Source organism: Streptomyces sp. SID14515 (assembly GCF_010548505.1).
Taxonomy (GTDB): Bacteria; Actinomycetota; Actinomycetes; order Streptomycetales; family Streptomycetaceae; genus Streptomyces; species Streptomyces caviscabies.
In genome coordinates this window covers 166,707-186,543 of record NZ_JAAGMH010000105.1, presented here as the reverse complement: position 1 = coordinate 186,543, position 19,837 = coordinate 166,707, and the positions used below count along the sequence as shown (strand labels likewise).

General features: G+C 71.0%; 20 protein-coding genes. 7 read left to right on the top strand and 13 right to left on the bottom strand.

The window, feature by feature from the left end:
• Positions 1–41: 41 nt before the first annotated feature.
• The 5 genes from G3I54_RS24075 to G3I54_RS24055 form a co-directional block, all read right to left on the bottom strand.
• Positions 42–431, bottom strand: coding sequence for a TadE/TadG family type IV pilus assembly protein (locus tag G3I54_RS24075; RefSeq protein ID WP_164616939.1), 390 nt, complete (start codon positions 429–431; stop codon positions 42–44).
• A complete protein-coding gene (locus tag G3I54_RS24070; RefSeq protein ID WP_164616938.1) occupies positions 428–874 on the bottom strand; it encodes a TadE family protein in 447 nt (148 codons plus the stop codon). The genes G3I54_RS24075 and G3I54_RS24070 overlap by 4 nt, the downstream gene beginning before the upstream one ends.
• 3 nt (positions 875–877) lie before the next feature.
• Entirely contained in the window at positions 878–2,191 is a 1,314-nt protein-coding gene (locus G3I54_RS24065) for an AAA family ATPase (RefSeq protein WP_164616937.1), read from the bottom strand.
• A 7-nt stretch (positions 2,192–2,198) separates the two neighbouring features.
• On the bottom strand, positions 2,199–2,906 hold the full coding sequence (gene cpaB, locus G3I54_RS24060; RefSeq protein ID WP_030082561.1) for a Flp pilus assembly protein CpaB: 708 nt from the start codon (positions 2,904–2,906) through the stop codon (positions 2,199–2,201).
• Positions 2,907–3,180: 274 nt separating this feature from the next.
• Entirely contained in the window at positions 3,181–4,047 is an 867-nt protein-coding gene (locus tag G3I54_RS24055; protein WP_343240406.1) for a hypothetical protein, read from the bottom strand.
• 549 nt (positions 4,048–4,596) lie between these two features.
• On the opposite strand from G3I54_RS24055, the gene G3I54_RS24050 reads away from it, so the two are divergent.
• Positions 4,597–6,324, top strand: coding sequence for a glycoside hydrolase family 18 protein (locus G3I54_RS24050; RefSeq protein WP_343240405.1), 1,728 nt, complete (start codon positions 4,597–4,599; stop codon positions 6,322–6,324).
• Positions 6,325–6,426: 102 nt separating this feature from the next.
• Here G3I54_RS24050 and G3I54_RS24045 read toward each other — a convergent pair whose 3' ends face one another.
• Positions 6,427–7,782, bottom strand: a complete 1,356-nt coding sequence (locus G3I54_RS24045) for an Nramp family divalent metal transporter (protein ID WP_164616936.1) — start codon at positions 7,780–7,782, stop codon at positions 6,427–6,429.
• Positions 7,783–7,931: 149 nt separating this feature from the next.
• Between G3I54_RS24045 and G3I54_RS24040 the strand changes: the two genes are divergently transcribed.
• Both G3I54_RS24040 and G3I54_RS24035 read left to right on the top strand, forming a co-directional pair.
• The gene (locus tag G3I54_RS24040) at positions 7,932–8,174 is read left to right on the top strand and encodes a type II toxin-antitoxin system prevent-host-death family antitoxin (protein ID WP_164616935.1); all 243 of its coding nucleotides are present in this window, start codon (positions 7,932–7,934) and stop codon (positions 8,172–8,174) included.
• Entirely contained in the window at positions 8,174–8,548 is a 375-nt protein-coding gene (locus G3I54_RS24035) for a type II toxin-antitoxin system VapC family toxin (protein ID WP_164616934.1), read from the top strand. Before G3I54_RS24040 ends, G3I54_RS24035 begins: the two co-directional genes overlap by 1 nt.
• Before the next feature lie 34 nt (positions 8,549–8,582).
• Here the strand turns inward: G3I54_RS24035 and G3I54_RS24030 are convergent, their stop codons facing one another.
• The 4 genes from G3I54_RS24030 to G3I54_RS24015 form a co-directional block, all read right to left on the bottom strand.
• Positions 8,583–10,058, bottom strand: coding sequence for a gluconate:H+ symporter (locus G3I54_RS24030; protein ID WP_164616966.1), 1,476 nt, complete (start codon positions 10,056–10,058; stop codon positions 8,583–8,585).
• A gap of 159 nt (positions 10,059–10,217) precedes the next feature.
• Positions 10,218–10,628 carry a RidA family protein gene (locus G3I54_RS24025; protein ID WP_103509953.1) on the bottom strand — a complete coding sequence of 137 codons (411 nt, stop codon included), beginning with the start codon at positions 10,626–10,628 and terminating at the stop codon, positions 10,218–10,220.
• A 6-nt stretch (positions 10,629–10,634) separates the two neighbouring features.
• On the bottom strand, positions 10,635–11,393 hold the full coding sequence (locus G3I54_RS24020; protein ID WP_164616933.1) for an IclR family transcriptional regulator: 759 nt from the start codon (positions 11,391–11,393) through the stop codon (positions 10,635–10,637).
• Complete coding sequence (locus tag G3I54_RS24015; protein WP_164616932.1) at positions 11,390–12,574, bottom strand: sugar kinase; 1,185 nt, start codon at positions 12,572–12,574, stop codon at positions 11,390–11,392. The genes G3I54_RS24020 and G3I54_RS24015 overlap by 4 nt, the downstream gene beginning before the upstream one ends.
• Positions 12,575–12,707: 133 nt before the next feature.
• Here G3I54_RS24015 and G3I54_RS24010 point away from each other — a divergent pair, with 133 nt between their 5' ends.
• Positions 12,708–14,045, top strand: a complete 1,338-nt coding sequence (locus G3I54_RS24010; RefSeq protein WP_164616931.1) for an alanine racemase — start codon at positions 12,708–12,710, stop codon at positions 14,043–14,045.
• A gap of 64 nt (positions 14,046–14,109) precedes the next feature.
• Entirely contained in the window at positions 14,110–15,729 is a 1,620-nt protein-coding gene (locus tag G3I54_RS24005) for a D-aminoacylase (protein WP_164616964.1), read from the top strand.
• 35 nt (positions 15,730–15,764) lie between these two features.
• On the opposite strand, the gene G3I54_RS24000 is transcribed toward G3I54_RS24005, so the two are convergent.
• Complete coding sequence (locus G3I54_RS24000; RefSeq protein ID WP_164616930.1) at positions 15,765–16,619, bottom strand: siderophore-interacting protein; 855 nt, start codon at positions 16,617–16,619, stop codon at positions 15,765–15,767.
• A gap of 81 nt (positions 16,620–16,700) precedes the next feature.
• On the opposite strand from G3I54_RS24000, the gene G3I54_RS23995 reads away from it, so the two are divergent.
• Complete coding sequence (locus G3I54_RS23995) at positions 16,701–17,510, top strand: TetR/AcrR family transcriptional regulator C-terminal domain-containing protein (RefSeq protein ID WP_164616929.1); 810 nt, start codon at positions 16,701–16,703, stop codon at positions 17,508–17,510.
• Between the two features lie 49 nt (positions 17,511–17,559).
• Here the strand turns inward: G3I54_RS23995 and G3I54_RS23990 are convergent, their stop codons facing one another.
• Together G3I54_RS23990 and G3I54_RS23985 are read right to left on the bottom strand one after the other, a co-directional pair.
• Positions 17,560–18,441, bottom strand: a complete 882-nt coding sequence (locus G3I54_RS23990) for a serine protease (RefSeq protein ID WP_164616928.1) — start codon at positions 18,439–18,441, stop codon at positions 17,560–17,562.
• A gap of 81 nt (positions 18,442–18,522) precedes the next feature.
• The gene (locus tag G3I54_RS23985) at positions 18,523–18,894 is read right to left on the bottom strand and encodes a helix-turn-helix domain-containing protein (protein ID WP_164616927.1); all 372 of its coding nucleotides are present in this window, start codon (positions 18,892–18,894) and stop codon (positions 18,523–18,525) included.
• A gap of 98 nt (positions 18,895–18,992) precedes the next feature.
• Between G3I54_RS23985 and G3I54_RS23980 the strand changes: the two genes are divergently transcribed.
• On the top strand, positions 18,993–19,811 hold the full coding sequence (locus G3I54_RS23980; RefSeq protein ID WP_164616926.1) for an NAD(P)-binding domain-containing protein: 819 nt from the start codon (positions 18,993–18,995) through the stop codon (positions 19,809–19,811).
• The last annotated feature ends 26 nt before the right edge of the window (positions 19,812–19,837 follow it).

Here is a 19,837-nt window from a genome sequence, read left to right as displayed (position 1 = left end):
GGTCGGGGGGCGTGATCTCAGGCGGGTCAGGGGGTCAGGGGTCAGAAGCCGAAGCGGGAGTTCTCGTTGGGCATGGTCGTGCGGCGCTCGGCCCACCAGCCGTTCAGACCCGGCACCACGGAGGGCACCTTGACCCGGACCGTGACCGTGATGTCCTGGCCGCCGCTCTTGCGGTAGCGGAATCCGCCGTCCTCCACCCAGTCGCTCACGGCGTCGCGGGCGTTGCTCTCGCCGCTGCCCCGGGCGTCCACGCTGGCTTCCGTACGGGCTCCGGCGCGGGCCGCGGTGCCCGCCTGGTTGGCGGCGTACGCGGCCAGGCCGAGCTGGATGGCCGCCATCGCGACGAGGAGCAGGAGGGGGAGGAAGCCGAGGTATTCCATGGCGACCTGGCCGCGTTCCCGGTCCCGGCCGCCGTACGGATACGTCGTCATCGCTGGTCCTCCTTCGGCGAGCCCGCCCGGCCCTTGATCTCCGTGTCGAGGTCGAACAGGCCCGGCACCAGCACCGGAACCTTCAGCGTCACCGTGGTCTCGTACAGCCGGCTGCCACTCCCGTCGCAGTCGACGACGGCGTTCTTCGACCAGGCGTCGGGCAGGTCCTTCATCGCACCCGTCCAGCAGGCCGCTCTCGGCGCGAACTCCGCGCCGCTGCCCTTGCGCGCGCCCACGTCGGCCGCGTTGCCCGCGAGGCTGAAGGTGTAGCCGATCAGGGCGCACTCCCAGAGCACGAGCATGATCAGGATGATGAAAGGGGTCATGCCCAGGAACTCGACCGCGGTCTGCCCGCGGTCCCGGTCCCGGCCCAGATGCCCGCGCTCACGTAGGGCGGTGATCCGCCCCCGTATGCCGCTTCGTGCCGTCCTTGTGGTGGTCATCGCTCAACGTGTCCCCTCGGAGTCTCCGGGGCCGCGGCCGGAGCCGTCGCGCCGGCGGCGCGGGCGTCCGATCGAGCCCCGGTCGTTCTTCAGAGCGCCGCTGTTCCGCTTGACCAGGGCGCTGCCGCTCTTCTTCGCCGTCGCGCTCTCCTTGACGATGCCCAGCTCGCCGGCCAGGCCCCAGAGCGCCTGCTTGACCGTGCTCTTGGCGTCCAGCTCGTGCAGGCGTCCGGAGTCGATGGACGCCTGGAGCTCCTTGAAGTTCGCGGGGATCGCCGCCGATGCGACCCGGGTGCCGGTGATCTTCTGGATCAGCGGCGGCTGGATCTCGGTGTTGCGGGTGAAGCGGTTGACGAGGGTGACGGTCTCCTCGGCCTTGCGGATCTGGAGCCGTTCCCACATCCGTACGATGCGTTTCGCGCCGCGCACCGCGACCACGTCGGGGGTCGTGACCAGCAGGGCCACGTCCGCCATCTCGATGGCCGCCGCGTTGGCCCCGTTCATCTGGCCGCCGCAGTCGATGACGACGATCTCGTAGCGGGAGCGGAGCGCGCTGACGATCTGGCGGGCCGAGCGGTCGCTGACCTCCTCGCCGCGTTCGCCCTCGCCGGGGGCGAGCAGCAGGGCGAGGCCGGTGGAGTGGGAGAACACCGCGTCGGACAGCACCCGGGGCGATATGTCGGTGATCAGGGCGAGGTCGACGAGGGAGCGGCGGAACTGGACGTCGAGGAACGAGGCGATGTCCCCGGTCTGGAGGTCCATGTCCACCAGCGCCACGGTGTTGCCGGACGCCTGGGCGGCCAGGGCGAGTTGGATGGCGGTGACGGTCGCGCCGACGCCGCCCTTGGCGCCGGTGACCGTGACCACCGTGCCGCCGGGGCCGGTGAAGACGTCGTTGCCGGAGGTGAGGTGGCGGCGTACGCCGGCGGACCACTGGGCGGCCGCCTGGACGCGGTTGGCCAGCTCCTCGTAGCTCAGCGGCAGGGTGACCAGGCCGCGGGCCCCGGAGTCCATCGCGTCGGCGAAGAGGTTCGGGCTGGCGTCCGCGGTGATCATGACGACGCCGACCGAGGGGAACCGCAGCGACACCTCCCGGATCAGCTCCAGGGCGGGCACCGGGCCGATCCGTTCGTGGACCAGGACCACCTCGGGCAGTTCGTCGAGCGCCTCGCCCGCGAGGCGGGCCAGGGTGTCGATGAGCTGGGTGGAGTCGCCGACCGGGGTGGCCGGTTCGGCGTCGGGCAGCTGGCTGAGCAGGGTGGTGACGGAGCGGGCCGCGTCGAGGTCGCCGACGGCCGGGAGGATTCTGGTGGTCATCCGATCCTCACTTGTCCTTGTCGAGCGTGTAGGTGCGGTCACCGGGACGGATGGTGCCGTCGCTGCCCGGGGCGACGAGCGCGAGGCGCACGTGCTCCGCGAAGGACTCGGCGTAGGCGACGCGCTGGGTGTCCAGCGTGTTCAGGGCGAAGGTGATCGGCACGGCCTCGGTCGCCCGGCTGCCCCGGTCGTCCGCGCTCGGGTCCAGGGCGGTGAGTTCGCCGACGTCCAGCACCTTGGCGTTGGCGACGATGACTTTGGACTGGGCCGAGTCGCCCTGCTGCTCGCCGGCGAACGTGGCGTAGATGTTGACCGTCGCGCCCGGCGTGATCTTGCCCGCGACGCCGGTGGAGGCGTCGATCATGATGGCGATCTCCTGCTCACCGGCGCGGAGTTCGGGCTTGCGGACCATCATGTCCGACTGGAGCAGGGAGCCTTCGCGGAGCTCGGTGACCGCGATCTTCGACTCGACCTCCCGCAGGTCGGTCACGGCGTTCTCCGAGAGCCAGCGTTTGGGCATCTTGATCTTCTCGAACTGGCCGCTGTTCAGGGCGGTGTACGGAGCCACGTTGGTCTTCAGCTGGTACGCCGTCACCTCGGGTCCGACCTTCGAGTTGACGTCGCTGATCACCGAGAGCACGCCAGCGAAGGCCGCGAAGGCGCACAGGACCGACAGGAGCAGGAGTATCACGCCGCGGCGCTGGCGGGAGTTCATGGTCCGGACAACCTCGTTCGAATCGGATGCGTGGGACGGACAGCGGACAGAAGGTGCGGTGGAGCGGTGCGGCACCGGAGCGGTGCGGCCGTGCGATGGGGCGGTTACGCGCTTACATGTGCGGCGGCGCGGTGCCGTGGAGGAGACGGCCCGCGGGCGGGAGCGGTGGCGCTGGACGGTGTACGTGCGCGGAAGCCGGGGCGATTACGGGGACGGGTGGAACGGGGACGGTCGCGGCGGGGGAGGACCGGCGCGAGCGGGGTGGTGCGGTGGCCTAGGGGCCCGGCGAAACGTCGGCCCCGTGGTGGAGGACACCGGCGGGAAGCGTGCGGTTCTCCGGAGCCGCGAGTGGTGCGGAACAGAATGCGCAGCGGTCGCCGATGAGTTCCATGGCGCACCAGTGACACTTTTCCCGGCGTACGGAGGAAACCAGCTGGTAGAGCACGGAGAGGTCCGGGAGATGGGCCGCGAACTCCACCAGCTTTCCCGTACCCCACCAGCGCGGTGAGTCGGCCGGGACCGCGGTGTCGTGAATGGCCTGGACCTTCCAGGCGGGCGCGAGGGTCTCCTGTACCCAGTCCGAGTGCAGATTCCCTTTGGCCACCAGAAGATGCGTACCGAAATCCGGTCCGGTCGGCGGTTCGACGGTCGGGCCCACTTTGATCAGCTGCGGCTCGGGGCCGGCGAGCACGGCGAACTGGGAGCCGGGGACCCAGGACTTGGCGTGGCTCTTGAGGCTGACCGGCACCCGGTCGAGCCGGGCGACGGAGTTGAGCAGGGCGCCCGCGTAGATGTAGTGCGAGAGCAGCCGGGCGGCGGAGGCGACCACCCCGGGGCTGAAGTCGCAGATGGACAACTGCCTGAGCTGGCGCACCAGTACGGCCACGCCAAGGGGCGGGAGGTCCACCTTGACGAGGGCGATCCGGTCGCTCTCCAGCACCGAGCGGATGGAGTGCAGACGGCGCTCGTGCTCGGGCCGGATGCCCGAGGGATAGAGGGCGATCACATACCCGTGCTGTTCGAGCAGCAGGTGCATGTCGCCGATCGCCAGCTCCAGCACCTGGGCCTCGGGGGCCTGGAGCAGAGCGGCGGTCGGCGTCTGCTGGTCGGTGGGCGGCAGCACCAGGTCTGCGCTCGTCACTGCTATTGCGGTCGGCACGCTCTTCCCCGTTTCGGCTCCGGCCGACGTGGGGACGTCGGCCGCAATCGCTACCTGCTCCGTGCTCCTGCCCCAGCACTTTAGCCACGTCTCACCAGGCAGAGAACAGTTATCGGAGACCGATACGCCACCATGCGAACACCGTTCCTACGGGGCCCGGGTGCTAAACGGGATGAAATCGATTCCGCCCAACTCGCCTTTCACTGCGGAGCGTTACCGAAGTCCGCGTCCGGTTTTCGATCATGTATCCATTCGCGCACGTCAGCCTGCATTCCAGGGCGTTCGGCTGCCTTTTCGTAAGGGCGTTTCCGTGACCGCCCGAAGATCTCCCGCAAGATCACTCGTGCGGGGGTCCGCGTGCGGTCCCGGGGTCGTTTCCGTGCCGGGAATCCCGGCTCCGGCACCCCCGTACGGGGGTGCCGGAGCCCTCTCGCACTCGCCACGCGGACGGGCTTTCACCGCCAGAGGTCTTGACAACTCGATTGGTCTGGACCAGCTTATGCGCCACACCAACTCCCCCCGGAGGCACCAGTGGAACGCTCCGCAGGCAGCAGTCGCAGAAGACGTCGCTCCCGGCCCGTGCTCGGCGGCACCATGGCCGTCGTCGCGGCCGCCGCACTGACCGTCACCGGACTCGTCAGCACCGCCCAGGCCGCCGACGTCAACAACGCCAAGAACGCGGGCTTCGAGTCGGGCCTCGCCAACTGGACCTGCTCCGGGGGCAGCGGCGCGGTCGTCTCCACGCCCGTGCACGGCGGTACGTCCGCGCTGAAGGCCACCCCGGCCGGCCAGGACAACGCCAAGTGTTCGCAGTCGGTCAAGGTGAAGCCCAACTCGACGTACGCGCTCAGCTCCTGGGTGCAGGGCGGTTACGCCTACCTCGGCGTGAGCGGCACCGGAACCACCGACGTCTCCACCTGGACACCGGGCTCCACCACCTGGACCAAGCTCTCCACCAGCTTCACGACCGGCGCGAACACCACCTCGGTGACCGTCTACACCCACGGCTGGTACGGGCAGGCCGCCTACTTCGCCGACGACTTCGAGGTCACCGGACCCGACGGCGGGGGCGGCGAGGAGCCCGGCCCGGTCATCCCGGCGGCCCCCGGCGGCCTCGCCGCGGGCGCCACGACCACGTCCTCCGTCGCCCTGTCCTGGAACGCGGTCTCCGGCGCCACCGGATACACCGTGTACCGCGACGGCGCGAAGGCCACCACCTCCACCGGCACCTCGGCGACCGTCACGGGCCTGTCCGCGGACACCGCGTACCAGTTCTCCGTGAGCGCCACCAACGCGGCCGGCGAGTCGGTCAAGTCGGCCGCCATCAGCGCCCGTACGGCCAAGCAGGGCACGGGCCCCGGCCCCGGGCCCGCCGTGCCGAAGCACGCGGTGACCGGCTACTGGCAGAACTTCAACAACGGCGCGGCCGTCCAGAAGCTCAGCGACGTCCCGGCCGACTACGACATCATCGCGGTCTCCTTCGCCGACGCCACGCCGACCCAGGGCGCGGTCACCTTCAACCTGGACACCACCGGGCTGAACGGCTACACCGAGGCGCAGTTCCGCTCCGACATCAAGGCCAAGCAGGCGGCCGGCAAGAACGTCATCATCTCGATCGGCGGCGAGCTGGGCACGGTCCGGGTCGACAACGACGCCTCCGCCACCGCGTTCGCCAACTCGGTGTACGCGCTGATGCAGGACTACGGATTCAACGGGGTCGACATCGACCTGGAGAACGGCCTCAACGCCACCTACATGACGAAGGCGCTGCGCCAGCTGTCGGCGAAGGCGGGCAGCGGTCTGGTCATCACGATGGCCCCGCAGACCATCGACATGCAGTCGACGTCGGGTGAGTACTTCAAGACGGCGCTCAACGTCAAGGACATCCTGACCGTCGTCAACATGCAGTACTACAACAGCGGTTCGATGCTCGGCTGCGACGGCAAGGTCTACTCGCAGGGCTCGGTGGACTTCCTCACCGCGCTCGCCTGCATCCAGCTGGAGGGCGGCCTCGACCCGTCCCAGGTCGGCATCGGCGTCCCCGCCTCCACCCGTGGCGCGGGCAGCGGCTATGTCGCCCCGTCGATCGTGAACGCGGCGCTGGACTGCCTGACCAAGGGCGCCAACTGCGGTTCGTTCAAGCCGTCGAAGACCTACCCGTCGCTGCGCGGCGCGATGACCTGGTCGACGAACTGGGACGCGACGGCCGGGTTCGCCTGGTCGAAGGCGGTCGGCCCGCACGTCCGCGGCCTGCCGTAACCCCCGCATCGTCCCGCGATGCTCCGAACCCGCAGCGCCGCCGCTCCCCCGGCGGCGCTGCGGCGTTCGCGGAACCCATGCCCGGTTTCCGGGAAACCTTGCTCACCAGGGCAGTTCGCGCACCTGCTGGACGCACAGCACGACGAACAGCAGCCCGGCCGCGCAGAGCATGCCGTTGCTGATGAACCCGTTGCGCCATTCCCTCGGCGTACGCGTGGAGTTGAGAAGCCAGAGCAGGGTCACGGCCAGGAACGGCATGAAGAACGCGCCGAGCACCCCGTACGCGATGACCAGGCCGAAGGGCTCGTCCAGCCAGAGCAGGGCCATCGGCGGGAAGGTCAGCCACAGGAGGTAGGCGCGGAACGGCAGCGAGCGCTGCTGCCGGTCGGTGACCGCCGGACCGGCCTGCTCCTCCTCCGAGGCCGCCGAGGCATCCGAGGCCGCCGGTCCTGCCGGGGCATCCGAGGCCGCCGGTCCCGCCGGGGCCCGGAACCGCTCCACGAAGTCGGCGAACATCAGGCTGACCCCGTGCCAGACGCCGATCAGCGACGAGAACGACGTGGCGAAGAAGCCCACCAGGAAGAGCTTGGCGGTGCCCGCGCCGAAGCGGTCCTCCAGCACCTTGCCCAGGTCGATCAGCCCGCGGTCGCCGGAGGTGAGGGCGACCTGCGAGGCGTGCAGCAGCTCGGCGCCGACGATGAGCATCGCCACGACGAAGACCCCGGTGGTGATGTAGGCGACCCGGTTGTCGAGCCGCATCACCTTCATCCAGGAGGAGTTGCTCCAGCCCTTGGCGTTGACCCAGTACCCGTAGGCGGCCATGGTGATCGTGCCGCCGACGCCGCCGATCAGCCCGAGGGTGTAGAGCAGCGAGCCGTCCGGAAGCACGGGCGCCAGCCCGGCGAACGAGGCCCCGACGTCCGGCACGACGCGGGCGGCCACGTACACGACCACCACGAACATGATGCCGATCAGGACCGTCATGACCTTCTCGAAGACGGCGTACCGGTTGAACCAGACGAAGGCCAGCCCGATCAGCCCGGTCACGATCGCCCAGAACTTCAGCCCCGGGCCGTCGGGGAACAGCGCCACGATGGGCAGGGCGCTGGAGGACATGGCCGTCGCCCCGTAGACGAAGCCCCAGATCACGACGTAGATCGCGAAGTAGACCGTGGTCCAGGAGCCGAGGCTGCGCCAGCCGTCGAAGAGCGTGCGGCCGGTCGCCAGATGCCAACGGCCCGCCGCCTCGGCGAGCGAGATCTTGACGAGGCAGCCGATCACCGCCGCCCACATCAGCGTGTATCCGAACTTGCTGCCCGCGATGAGCGTCGCGACCAGGTCGCCGGCCCCGACCCCGGTCGCCGCGACGACGATGCCGGGGCCGATGTACTTCCAGCTGGACTTACGTGGTCGGGAGGCCGGCTCCCCTGTCCCTGTGGTTGCGCTTGTCTCCGCCATGCCGATCAAGGAAGCGCAATCGGCCTGGCGGCACAAGGGGGTGTGCGGGGATCGGGCGGGCCGGGGCACGCCACAAGGTGGCCTTAGGTAGCCTGAGGTAGCCTTAGTCCAGCACCTAGTCCACCCCTCCGCGCTCTGGTGAGGCAGCCATGGAAGCAGCCCGGCAGTACAACGTGCACGAGGCCAAGACGCATTTCTCCCGGATCCTGGAGCAGGTCGCCACCGGCGAGGAGATCGTCATCAGCAAGGCCGGCGAGCCCGTCGCTAAGGTGGTGCCCCTGCACCCGAAGGTACGGAGGACCGGGCGGGGGTCGCTGGCGGGCCGCATCCACATCGCGGACGACTTCGACGACCTGCCCGACGACATCGCCGACGCCTTCGGGATGCGCTGATGCGCCTCCTGCTCGACACCCATGTGATCCTCTGGTGGCTCGCCGACTCCGACGAACTCTCCGACCAGGCCAAAGAGCTCCTGGACACAGAGCCGTCGGTACACCTCAGCGCGGTCTCCGCGTGGGAGATCGCCATCAAGCAGTCCCTGGGGAAGCTGGACGGCCCGGACGACCTGGCGGAGCGCGTGCGCGACAGCCAGTTCACGACGCTGCCGATCACCGCGGGGCATGGGGTACGGGCAGGCAGGCTGCCTCCTCTGCACCGTGATCCCTTCGACCGGATACTGGTCGCCCAGGCTCAGATCGAGGGGATGACCATCATCACCCGGGACAAGTGGATCCCGCAGTACGACGTCGCGGTCATGGCAGTCTGAGCCGCATGAACGGCCGGGTGCCGCCCTCGTACCGCTAGATCACCAGGCTGAGCAGCGCCGCGACGACGAAGCCCGCGACCGACAGGACCGTCTCCAGGACCGTCCAGGACTTCAGGGTGTCGCGCTCGCTGATGCCGAAGTACTTCGACACCATCCAGAAGCCGCCGTCGTTGACGTGCGAGGCGAAGATCGAGCCCGCCGAGATGGCCATGATGATCAGCGCGAGGTGGGCCTGGGAGAGGTCCTGGCCCTCGACCAGCGGGACCACGATCCCGGCCGTGGTCACGATCGCGACGGTGGCGGAGCCCTGGGCGACGCGCAGGACGACCGAGATCAGCCAGGCGAGCAGGATGACCGGCAGGCCGACGTCGTTGAAGGTGTCGGCCAGCGCGTCCGCGATGCCGCTGCCCTTGAGGACCGCGCCGAAGATGCCGCCCGCGCCGACCACCAGCAGGATGTTGCCGACCGGCTTGAGCGAGGACGTGGAGACGGACTCCAGGGACTTGCGGGACCAGCCGCGCCGGATGCCCAGCAGGTAGTACGCGAGGAACAGGGCGATCGTCAGGGCGACGAACGGGTTGCCGAAGAACTCGATGACCGAGCGCAGCGTGGACGGGTCCAGGGCGATGGAGGAGAACGTCGCGGCGAGGATCAGGATCAGCGGGGTGCCGATGATCGCGAGGACCGTGGCGAGCGGGACCGGCTTCTCGTGCGGGGTGACCCCGGCGGCCCGCTGTTCGGCGGCGACGGCGGCCTTGGCCTCCTCGGCGGCCTCCACCATGTCCTGCGGTACGTCGACGAAGATCCGCTTGCCGATCCAGGCGGCGTACACCCAGGCGGCGATGACGGACGGGATGCCGACGACGACGCCCATCAGGATGACCCAGCCGAGCGAGACGTTGAAGAGTCCGGCGGCGGCCACCGGTCCCGGGTGCGGCGGCAGGAACGCGTGCGTCATCGACAGGCCCGCCAGCAGCGGCATCGCGTAGAGCAGGATCGATTTACCGGAGCGCTTGGCGGCGGCGTACACGATCGGCGCGAGGACGAAGATGCCGACGTCGAAGAAGACCGGGATACCGAAGACGAGGCCCGTCATACCCATGGCGAGCGGGGCCCGCTTCTCACCGAAGGCGTTCAGCAGCCGGGCGCTCAACACCTCGGCCCCGCCCGACACTTCGAGGATCGCGCCGAGCATGGTGCCGAGCCCGATGATGATCGCGACATGGCCGAGGATGCCGCCCATGCCGGACTCGATGACCGATACGGCGGCGGATTTCTGCACGGTGCCGAAGAGTTCGGTGACCGAGAGCCCGGCGCCGAGGCCGACGGCTATGGAGACCGCGAGCAGGGCGACGAACGGCTGGAGCCTGACCTTGATGATCAGGAAGAGGAGGAGGGCGATGCCGAGGGCGGCGACGGTCAGCAGACCGGCGGTGCCGTCGATCAGGAGGAGCAGACCACCGGTGTGCGGTGGTGTCTCGGCCGGCGAGGGGGTGGCGGCGAGCAGCATGGGGACTCCGGTGGTGCTGGAGGGCAGGGGGGAGCGCGGCACGGCGCCCCCGGGGATCGGGGCGCCGCGCCGTACGGCGTACTGCGGGAGTGGTTCTGCGTGCGGAGCAAAGAATTCAGAGGGGAGAGGGCCGGACGGTCCGATGCGGTGCGGGGACCGTCAGCTCAGCACCGCGAGGGCGTCGATCTCGATGAGCAGGCCCTTGGGCAGGCCGACGTAGACCGTCGTGCGGGCCGAGGGGGCCTCCTTGAGGTTCTGCTCGGCGAAGTAGGTGTTGTAGATCTCGTTCATCTCCGCGAAGTGGTCCACGTCCGTGAGGTAGACGCGCATCATCATCACGTCGTCCCAGCTCGCGCCGCCCTCCTCCAGGATCGCCTTGACGTTGGCGAAGGTCTGGAGGGTCTGCTCGCGCAGGGTGGGGCCGGCCGGGGTGGGCGCCTGGCCCTCGACGGCGGGGAGGAAGCCGACCTGGCCGGCGACCTGGAGGATGTTCCCCTTCTTCACGCCGTGCGAGAACTTCGCGGGCGGCGTGGTGTGGGTGGAGGGGGTGAGGGCGGTCTTCTCGGTCATGGCTGATCAGACTTTCTTGGGTTGGGTGGTGCCGGAGTACTCCCGGCTGATGGTCTCGGCGGTGCGCCGGACCAGCGGGAGCAGGGTGAGGAGTTCCTCGGCCGTGACGACCACATTGGGTGCGGACACCGACATGGCCGCGACGACCCGCCCGTCCGCGCCGCGGATGGGGGCGCCGACGCAGTTGATGGACTCCTCGTGGCCACCGAGGTCGGTGGCCCAGCCCTGTTCGCGGACGACGGCGAGCTCCTTGAGGAAGGCTGCCGCGTTGGGCGTCGAACGGGACGTGTACATGGGGTAGTCGAGCTTCTCGGCGATGACGCGCCGCTCGGGCTCGGTGAGGTCGGCCAGCAGCAGCTTGGCCACGGCCGCGACGGTGATCGCGACGGGCTTGCCGATCCGGGAGTACATCCGGACCGGGTAGCGGCTCTCGACCTTGTCGATGTAGAGCACTTCCTGCTCCTCGTACACGGCGAGGTGCACGGTGTGCCCGCACCGGTCGTTGAGCGCGACCAGGTGGGAGTGGGCGATCTCGCGTACGTCGAGGTTCTCGACGGCCTCCTGCGCCAGCGCGAAGAGCCGGGCGCCGAGGCGGTAGCGCTGGTCCTCCTGGCGGTAGACGAGGCCGTGCTCGTGGAGCGTACGCAGCAGGCGCAGCGCCGTGGACTTGTGGACGCCGAGCCGCTCGGCGACCTGGCCGAGGTCGGCGGGTCCCTGGGCGAGCAGCGGCAGGATGCTCAGTGCCCGGTCGACGGTCTGACTCATGGCGTGCGTACCTCCTCGGGGGCCCGGTCGGCTGCGGTCCAGCCGGGGCCGAGACGAAGTCTCCCCCAGGCGTCGTCGTCGAGGGCGGCGAGGCGGTCGGCGTGGTCGCGGGCGGGCGGGTCGGTGAGGTCGCCGGGGACGGTGAGGACGGCGGCGGCCATGAGATGCCCGTGCCGGGCGCGGTCGCGGACGGGCAGCCCGCGCAGGGTCGCGGAGAGGAACCCGGCGGCGAAGGCGTCGCCCGCTCCGACGGCGGCGACGACGTCGACACGGAGGGCGGGGACATGGGTGACGGTATCGGCAAAATCAGCCCCTCCGGCGTTCGAGGAGCGGGGTCCAGCGGCATTTTCAGCCCCTCCGCCCTCCGCCGAGCGTGCGTCCGGGGCATTTTCAGCCCCTCCGGCGTTTGAGGAGCGGGGTCCGGGGCGGAGCCCCGAGGCGAACACCGTCGCACCCGCGCTCCCCCGCTTCACCACCAGCACGGAAGGCTCCGGAACCGCGGCCCGGATCGCCTCCGCACCCACGATCCCCCACGCCTCCTCCGCCTCGTCCTCGCCGACGAACACCAGGTCGGAGCGGCGGGCCAGCTCCAGCAGCACGGACGCGTCCGCGTCGCCGCCCCGCCACAGATGCGGCCGGTGGTTCACGTCGAAGGACACCAGCGGCCGCCCGGGACGCGGAGCCGTCAGCTCCCGCAGCAGAGCCAGGCAGTCGCCGGACAGCGCCGCCGTGATCCCGGACAGATGCAGGATCCGGCCGGCGAGCAGATCCTCGTACGGCACGTTCGCGGGCGACATCGCGGAGGCGGCCGACCCGGCCCGGTAGTACGCGACCTCGTGCGTGTCGGTGCCCCGGTCCGTGGCCGTACGGAAGTAGATGCCGGTGGGCCGGACCGGATCCCGGCGGACCGCCGAGGTGTCGACCCCGTACCCCGCGATCGTCTCGACCAGGTGCTCGCCGAAGCCGTCCGCGCCGACCCGGCCGACCCAGGCCGCCCGGTGCCCGGCGGCGGCGAGCGCGCAGGCCACGTTGGACTCGGCTCCGCCGATCCCGCGCCCGAACGAGGGCACGTCGGCGAGGCGGCCGGGCTGCGAGGGCAGGAACGTCACCATGGACTCACCGAGACAGACGACATCGGTGGTCGTGGCGGCGCTGGCCGTCCCTGCTGCGGGTCCGGACACGGAGGGCTCCTCGCTGATCGGCGTGCGGGCCGGTGGTCACCATTGACCGGGCATCGGCTCGGATGTTAGACAGCGTTGAGCGATATACGCAATGGGTGTTGCATATGTTGCAACGAACCTCGAGGAGCTCCCCTTGGCAGCCGAACGCCCCACCGGCCACACGCCCGCCCCCGCGCCTTCCGCCCCCGGCGTCTCCCCCGCGTCCCTGGCGTCCGGCCTCGCCGACGAACGCGTCGACCACCGCTTCAAGGCCCTGCCGCCGGACGCGGCGGGCCTGACCGTCGGAGCCCTGGCCGCCGAGCGGCGCGACCTCTTCACCGGCGGGTTCACCACCCCCGTCCTCGCCCTCTCCGCCGAGTCGGTCGCGCACAACCTCGACCTCCTGGAGACGTACGCCGAACGCCACGGCCTCGCGTTCGCCCCGCACGGCAAGACGTCCATGTCGCCGCAGCTCTTCGTCGACCAGCTGAAGCGCGGCGCGTGGGGCATCACGGCCGCCGTGCCGCACCAGGCGCGGGTCTACCGGGCGTACGGGATCGGGCGGATCTTCCTCGCCAACGAGCTGGTCGACGCGGTCGCTCTGCGCTGGCTGGCCGGCGAGATGACGGCCGACCCGGAGTTCCGCTTCGTCTGTTACGTCGACTCCGTGCGCGGCGTCGAGCTGATGGAGGCGGCCCTGAGCTCGGCGGGCGCCACCCGCCCGGTCGACGTGGTCGTGGAGCTGGGCGCGGGCGAGGGCGCGCGCACCGGTGCCCGCACGGAGGCCGACTGCGTCGCGGTGGCCGACGCGGTGGCGGCGGCCGGGTCGCTGCGCCTGGTGGGCGTCGCCGGGTACGAGGGCGAGGTGCCGGACGCCGACCCGGAGCGGGTACGGGCGTGGCTGCGGCGGCTCGTCGGGCTCGCGGCCTCCTTCGACGGCGGGAAGAGGTTCGCGGGCGCCGAGGAGATCGTGATCAGCGCGGGCGGCAGCGCCTGGTTCGACGCGGTCGCGGACGCCTTCGCCGAGATCCCCGAACTGAGCCTGCCCGTGGTGAAGTTGCTGCGCTCCGGCGCGTACGTCTCGCACGACGACGGGCACTACAAGCACCTCACCCCGTTCAACCGCGTCCCCGAGGAAGGCGCGCTGGAGCCCGCCTTCCGGCTCTGGGCGCAGGTCGTCTCCCGCCCCTCCGGCGAGCAGGCGTTCCTGAACGCGGGCAAGCGGGACGCGGCGTACGACCTCGATCTGCCCGAGGCCCAGGTGGTCCGCTCCGGCCGGGACGGCTCGGTCCGGCCCGCCACCGGGGTCACGGTCACCGGTCTCTCCGACCAGCACACCTGGGTGCGCACGGAGGCGGGCGCGGAGCTGGAGGTGGGCGACTGGGTCGGCATGGGCCTCTCGCACCCCTGCACCAGCTTCGACAAGTGGCAGCTGATCCCGCTGGTCACGGCGGACGGCACGGTCACCGACTACATCCGCACGTTCTTCTAGAGGCCCGGACCTTCCAGAGGCCCGGACCCCGCCCGCCCCGCCCCTCCCGATCGGAAAGGTGACCATGGACCTGGTCCTGCGTGACGCGCTCGTCGTCGACGGCACCGGCGAGCCCGCCTACCGCGCCGACGTGGCCCTCGACGGCGGCCGCATAGCCGAGATCCACCCCGAGGGCTCCCCCGGCCCCCGCCCCACCGCCACCCGCACCGTGGACGCGGACGGCCTCGCGCTCGCCCCCGGCTTCATCGACATGCACGCCCACAGCGATCTGGCGCTGCTGCGCGACCCGGACCACAGCGCGAAGGCGGCGCAGGGCGTCACCCTCGAAGTCCTGGGCCAGGACGGCCTGTCGTACGCCCCGGCCGACGACCGGACGCTCGCCGAGGTCCGCCGTTCCATCACCGGCTGGAACGGCGACGGCTCCGACATCGACTTCGACTGGCGCACGGTCGGCGGCTATCTGGACCGCCTCGACCGCAACTTCGGCGGTCAGGGCATCGCCGTCAACGCCGCCTATCTCATCCCGCAGGGCACGGTCCGGATGTACGCGGTGGGCTGGGACGACCGGCCCGCCACCGACGCCGAACTGGCCCGGATGAAGGAGCTGGTGGACCAGGGCATGCGGGAGGGCGCGGTCGGCATGTCGTCCGGGCTGACCTACACCCCCGGGATGTACGCGGACGACTCCGAACTCACCGAGCTGTGCAGGGTGGTGGCCCGCCACGGCGGCTACTACTGCCCGCACCACCGCAGTTACGGAGCCGGCGCGCTGGCCGCGTACGAGGAGATGGTGCGGCTCACCCGGAACGCCGGCTGCGCCCTCCATCTCGCCCACGCCACCATGAACTTCGGCGTGAACAAGGGCAAGGCGCCCGATCTGCTGGCCCTGCTCGACGGAGCGCTCGCCGCCGGGGCCGACATCTCGCTCGACACCTACCCGTACACCCCCGGCTGCACAACACTGGTGGCGATGCTGCCGAGTTGGGCGAGCGAGGGCGGACCGGAGTCGATCCTCACCCGGCTCGCGGACCCTTCGAGCGCGGAGAAGATCCGGCACCACCTGGAGGTGCTGGGCTCGGACGGCTGCCACGGGGTGCCGATCGAGTGGGACACCATCGAGATCAGCGGCGTGAGCGCGCCGCATCTGGCGGAGTACGTGGGCCGTACGGTGGCGGAGTCGGCGGCGGCGCGGGGCGAGGAGCCCTGGGTGACCGCACGGCGGCTGCTCGCCGAGGACCGGCTCGGGACGACGATCCTCCAGCATGTGGGCCACGAGGAGAACGTTCAGCAGATCATGCGCCACCCGGTGCACACCGGCGGCAGCGACGGCATCCTCCAGGGCGACAAGCCGCACCCGAGGGCGTACGGCACGTTCCCGCAGTATCTGGGCCGGTACGCACGAGAGTTGGGCATCCTCTCGCTGGAGGAGTGCGTCGCCCATCTGACCTCGCGCCCGGCCGCCCGGCTGCGGCTCGCGGACCGGGGCCTGGTGCGCGAGGGGTACCGCGCGGATCTGGTGCTGTTCGACCCGGAGGCGGTGGCGGCGGGCTCCACGTTCGAGGAGCCGCGTGCGCTCCCGGTCGGCATCCCGCATGTGCTGATCGACGGCCGGTTCGTCATCGAGGACGGCAGGCGGACCTCGGTGCTGGCGGGCAGGGCGGTCAGGGGAGCCGGGGCCGCCTGAGGACGCACGGGGAAGCGTCCGCCGCCCCGGGTTCCCTACGAAGCGTCGGCCGCGCGCTCGGCCGCCCAGGCGAGGTCCTCCTTGGTGGGGGCGTCGTCCTGGGTGAGCGCGCGCCGCCAGTAGCCGCTGAACTCGACGACCGCCTTGGGAAGTCGACGGTCCTCGACCAGGTGGCGGCGGAGCGCCCGGACGGCGGAGGCCTCGCCCGCCACCCAGGCCGCGTCCACTCCGCGGAGGTCCGCTCCGGCCTCCCGTACGGCTTCCACCAGCGAGCCGCCCCGGTCCCGGTGCACCCAGCGGATCTCGGCCCCTCCGGCGGCGGACGGCAGCTCCCGCTCCTCCGCCGCGTCCGCGACCTCGGCGTACACGACAGCCCTGGTCCCGGCCGGCAGCGCCGCCAGCACGGTGGCGATGGCCGGGAGCGCGGATTCGTCCCCGGCGAGCAGCATCCGCCGGGCGGCGGGCAGCGGGCGGGCGTAGAGCGAGGACGGGCCGACCATGCCGAGGACGTCGCCGACCCGGGCCGCCGCACCCCAGCGGGAGGCGGGGCCGCCGTCGCCGTGCAGCACGAAGTCGACGGCCATCACGTTGCGTTCGCGGTCGTAGGAGCGGACGGTGAAGCCGCGCATCCAGGGCCGCTGCGCCTCCGGGATCGCGAGGAACGCCTCGTACCAGCGCATGCCGTACGGGTCGTCGGCGTCCCGCTCCGGCAGCAGCCCCTCCCGCACGCTCCGCCCCTCGCGCGGCAGGCACAGCTTCATCTGCTGGTCGGGGCGGTCCTCCAGCAGGCGGGGCAGCGCGTCCCCGGTGAAGGCGACCCTGGCGGTGCGCGGGGTGATCCGCTCGACTCCGGTGACCCGCACATAGCTGACCGGCATGGCCTGGCCCATGGTCCGACGCCCCTCTCCTGATACCTTTACGTCGTAAAGAATTACCCGGCCGAAGTTACTTTATGGCGTAAGGAGTCGCAAGTGGTGGTCTTTGCCGGGCAGGGCGATGCCCGCCGCTCCCTCTCCCTGCTCTGGCGCGCGGAGGTCGCCGCCCCGCCGCGCGGCGGCCCCGGGCCCAAGCCCCGGCTGAGCGTGGACGCCATCGTGGCGGCGGCCGTCGCGGTCGCGGACGAGGAGGGCATGGAGGCCCTGTCGATGCGGGCGGTCGGCGACCGGCTGGGCCGGACCGCGATGGCGCTGTACACCCACGTCCCGGGCAAGAGCGAGCTGCTGGACCTGATGTACGACGCGGTCCACGCCGAACTCCCCTCCGCCTACCCGGAGTCGGACGACTGGCGGGCACCGCTCACCGCGTGGGCCGGGGAGGTGCTGGAGTTCTACGTGCGCCACCCCTGGGTGCTCCAGGTCTCGCAGGCCCGGCCGGTGCTGGGGCCGCACGAGTACGCGAACCTGGACACGCTCGTCCGGCTGCTCGGGGCGACCGGGCTGGAGGCGCGGACGGTGCGGCGGCTGGTGGGGACGCTGTTCCCGCTGGTGCGGGGCTCGGCACGGACGGTGGCGGACGCCCGACGGGCCGCGGCGGCGACCGGGAGCTCCGACGAGGAGTGGTGGGCGGCGCGCTCGGCGGCCCTGACGGAGCTGGTCCCGGACTTCGCGGAACGCTTTCCCGCGGTGATCGGGCTGGAGCGGGACGGGACGCCGGAGCCGCACCCTGAAGGCGGCGGGCACGACACGTCGCCGTATCCGGAACGGGAGGCGCGGGAGACGTTCCGGGTGGGGCTCGGGGTGCTGCTGGACGGAATCGAGGCGGCGCGCGCCCGGCGGCCCTGAGGAAGGTCAGGACCGCCCGGCGCGCGCCCGGGATCACGTACGACGATCGCTACGGCTTGGGCAGCGCGCAGCCCTCGGCGTCCAGGTCGATCTTGCTGCCGACCCCGATGCACGGAACCATGTTGTAGGTCTGCTGGGCGTAGTTGATGCCCTCTCGGACGGTCACCTCGCCGTTCTCGTCGACCTCGCACGGGTTGTTGTCCGTGCACTCCTGGCCGCTCTCGTTACCGGTGTTGTTGACGGCGACCACCTTGCCGGTGGCGTCGTCGATCACCGGCGAGCCGGACGTACCGCCGATGGTCTGGCACTCCGGGGTGTAGCGGACCGAGTCCTTCCAGGTCCACCGGCCCTCCTTGAGCTGGTGGACGAAGCCGTCGATGTCGCAGCTGTAGGTGCGCTTCCAGTAGCCGGAGGCGACCGTGATGGCGGTGCCCGCCGTCGGGTGGGCGGTCTCCAGCTCCAGCGCCTGGATGCCGTGGCTGTCCTCGATCTGCTGGTAGGTGCTGGTGAGTTCGTAGAGCGAGAGATCGGTGTCGGTCATCGTGCCGTACGCGATCTTGCTCGCCTTCAGGGTGCCGACACCGCCGCCCGAGGCGTTGAGCAGGGTGAACGTCCGCGAGGACGGCTGGTCGACGACGACCTCGCCGGGGCCCGGGAAGCCGGACTCCAGGCAGTGCCCGTTGGAGAGCACGAGGGCGGGGTCGTTGGGCTCGGCGTCGGGTGAACGGACGACGGAGCCCGAACAGTTGCTGAGTGCGACGGTCCCGGCGAAGGTCACGGCCTTCGCCGCGGGGGTGGCTTCGCTTGCCTGCGGTGCGGCTTCGGCCGAAACCTCGCTCGCGTTCCCGGCGGGTTCGGCCGCGACGACAGGCGCGGCACCCGCTCCCAGAAGCAGGGCAGCAAGAAACGCACCGACGAGAGGCTTGTTCATGTGGGGGGTACCTCCAGTGATGCCAAGGGCCGGAGATCTTCCGGCTTTTGACATGCGCATGTTGGCGCAGATGTCAGGCCATCACAAGGGGTCGATTCCGGCCACGGCGCCGACCTCGTCCACACCGCGACAGATGTGATCGCGCCCCCACTGCCCCAGCGGCTCCAGCGCCGCGTTCAGCGAGAGGCCGAGCGGGGTGAGCGAATACTCCACGCGCGGCGGCACCTCGGCATACACCTCGCGGTGCACGATGCCGTCGTCCTCCAGCTCCCTGAGGTGGGAACTGAGGACCTTCTCGGTCACCCCGGGCACGGCCCGGCGCAGCTCGCCGAAGCGGCAGGTCCGCTCGTTCAGCGCCCACAGGATGAGCACCTTCCACTTGCCGCCGATCACGTCCATCGCCGCGTCGATCCCGCAGACGAAGGCCCCCGGCCTCCGCACGATCCGTGTCATCGCCCGCCCCTCCCCCACCTGGTCACTGACCACGAGGTAACCACCCACTCCATAGTGCGTACTTGTCGCCTCCGGCGCCGTCGACCAGCCTAATCGGCATGTCCGACAACACCTCTGCTTCCGCACCGCCCACCCCTCTCACCCTGCTCGGCCTCGGCGCGATGGGCGCCGCGCTCGCCCGTACCTGGCTCGCCGCCGGGCACCCGCTGACCGTCTGGAACCGCAGCCCCGGCCGGAGCGCCGAACTCGCCGCCGCCGGAGCGCGGGTGGCCGCCACGGCGGCCGAGGCGGTGGCCGCGAGCCCGCTCGTCGTCACCTGCCTCCTGGACGACGCCTCGGTCCGCGAGGCGCTGGCCGACGCCGACCTCACCGGCAAGGACCTGGTCGACCTCACCACCTCCACCCCCGCCGAGTCGCGCACCCGCGCGGTCTGGGCGAACGGACGCGGCGCCCGCTTCCTGGACGGCGGAATCATGGCCGTTCCGCCGATGATCGGCGTGCCGGAGGCCGGCGGCTATGTCTTCTACAGCGGTACGCGCGAGGTCTTCGACGCCCACCAGGAGGTGCTGTCCGTTCCCGTCGCCACCCGGTACGTGGGCGCCGACCCCGGATTCGCCGCACTCCACGACGTGGCGCTGCTCAGCGCGATGAACGCCATGTTCGCCGGGGCCCGGCACGCGGCCGCTCTGGTCGCGGACTCGGGGGTCGACGAGAAGGAGTTCGGCGCGCTGGTGGCCGGCTGGCTCGCGGCGATGGCCCCCTCAACGGCGGCGTACGCGGGCGGCCCGCTGCCCGACGACCCCACCAGCGCGGCCGTGGCGGAGGCGGGGGACGCGGCGCTGCTCCGTACCGCCCAGGAGCAGGGCGTCGACACGGCTCTGCTGATCGCGTCGGCGGGCTCGATGAACGGGATCTGACACCCGGACGTGCGTCAGGCGTCATA

What these genes read in the sequence shown, in the direction of transcription:
- G3I54_RS24000 (WP_164616930.1), bottom strand. Translation starts at nt 16,619, where the DNA reads ATGGGCCAGGCCATGCCGGTCAGCTATGTGCGGGTCACCGGAGTCGAG.
- G3I54_RS24040 (WP_164616935.1), top strand. Translation starts at nt 7,932, where the DNA reads ATGGAAGCAGCCCGGCAGTACAACGTGCACGAGGCCAAGACGCATTTC.
- G3I54_RS23990 (WP_164616928.1), bottom strand. Translation starts at nt 18,441, where the DNA reads ATGAACAAGCCTCTCGTCGGTGCGTTTCTTGCTGCCCTGCTTCTGGGA.
- G3I54_RS24035 (WP_164616934.1), top strand. Translation starts at nt 8,174, where the DNA reads ATGCGCCTCCTGCTCGACACCCATGTGATCCTCTGGTGGCTCGCCGAC.
- G3I54_RS23980 (WP_164616926.1), top strand. Translation starts at nt 18,993, where the DNA reads ATGTCCGACAACACCTCTGCTTCCGCACCGCCCACCCCTCTCACCCTG.
- cpaB (WP_030082561.1), bottom strand. Translation starts at nt 2,906, where the DNA reads ATGAACTCCCGCCAGCGCCGCGGCGTGATACTCCTGCTCCTGTCGGTC.
- G3I54_RS24020 (WP_164616933.1), bottom strand. Translation starts at nt 11,393, where the DNA reads ATGAGTCAGACCGTCGACCGGGCACTGAGCATCCTGCCGCTGCTCGCC.
- G3I54_RS24065 (WP_164616937.1), bottom strand. Translation starts at nt 2,191, where the DNA reads ATGACCACCAGAATCCTCCCGGCCGTCGGCGACCTCGACGCGGCCCGC.
- G3I54_RS24005 (WP_164616964.1), top strand. Translation starts at nt 14,110, where the DNA reads ATGGACCTGGTCCTGCGTGACGCGCTCGTCGTCGACGGCACCGGCGAG.
- G3I54_RS24075 (WP_164616939.1), bottom strand. Translation starts at nt 431, where the DNA reads ATGACGACGTATCCGTACGGCGGCCGGGACCGGGAACGCGGCCAGGTC.
- G3I54_RS24025 (WP_103509953.1), bottom strand. Translation starts at nt 10,628, where the DNA reads ATGACCGAGAAGACCGCCCTCACCCCCTCCACCCACACCACGCCGCCC.
- G3I54_RS24030 (WP_164616966.1), bottom strand. Translation starts at nt 10,058, where the DNA reads ATGCTGCTCGCCGCCACCCCCTCGCCGGCCGAGACACCACCGCACACC.
- G3I54_RS23985 (WP_164616927.1), bottom strand. Translation starts at nt 18,894, where the DNA reads ATGACACGGATCGTGCGGAGGCCGGGGGCCTTCGTCTGCGGGATCGAC.
- G3I54_RS24045 (WP_164616936.1), bottom strand. Translation starts at nt 7,782, where the DNA reads ATGGCGGAGACAAGCGCAACCACAGGGACAGGGGAGCCGGCCTCCCGA.
- G3I54_RS24070 (WP_164616938.1), bottom strand. Translation starts at nt 874, where the DNA reads ATGACCACCACAAGGACGGCACGAAGCGGCATACGGGGGCGGATCACC.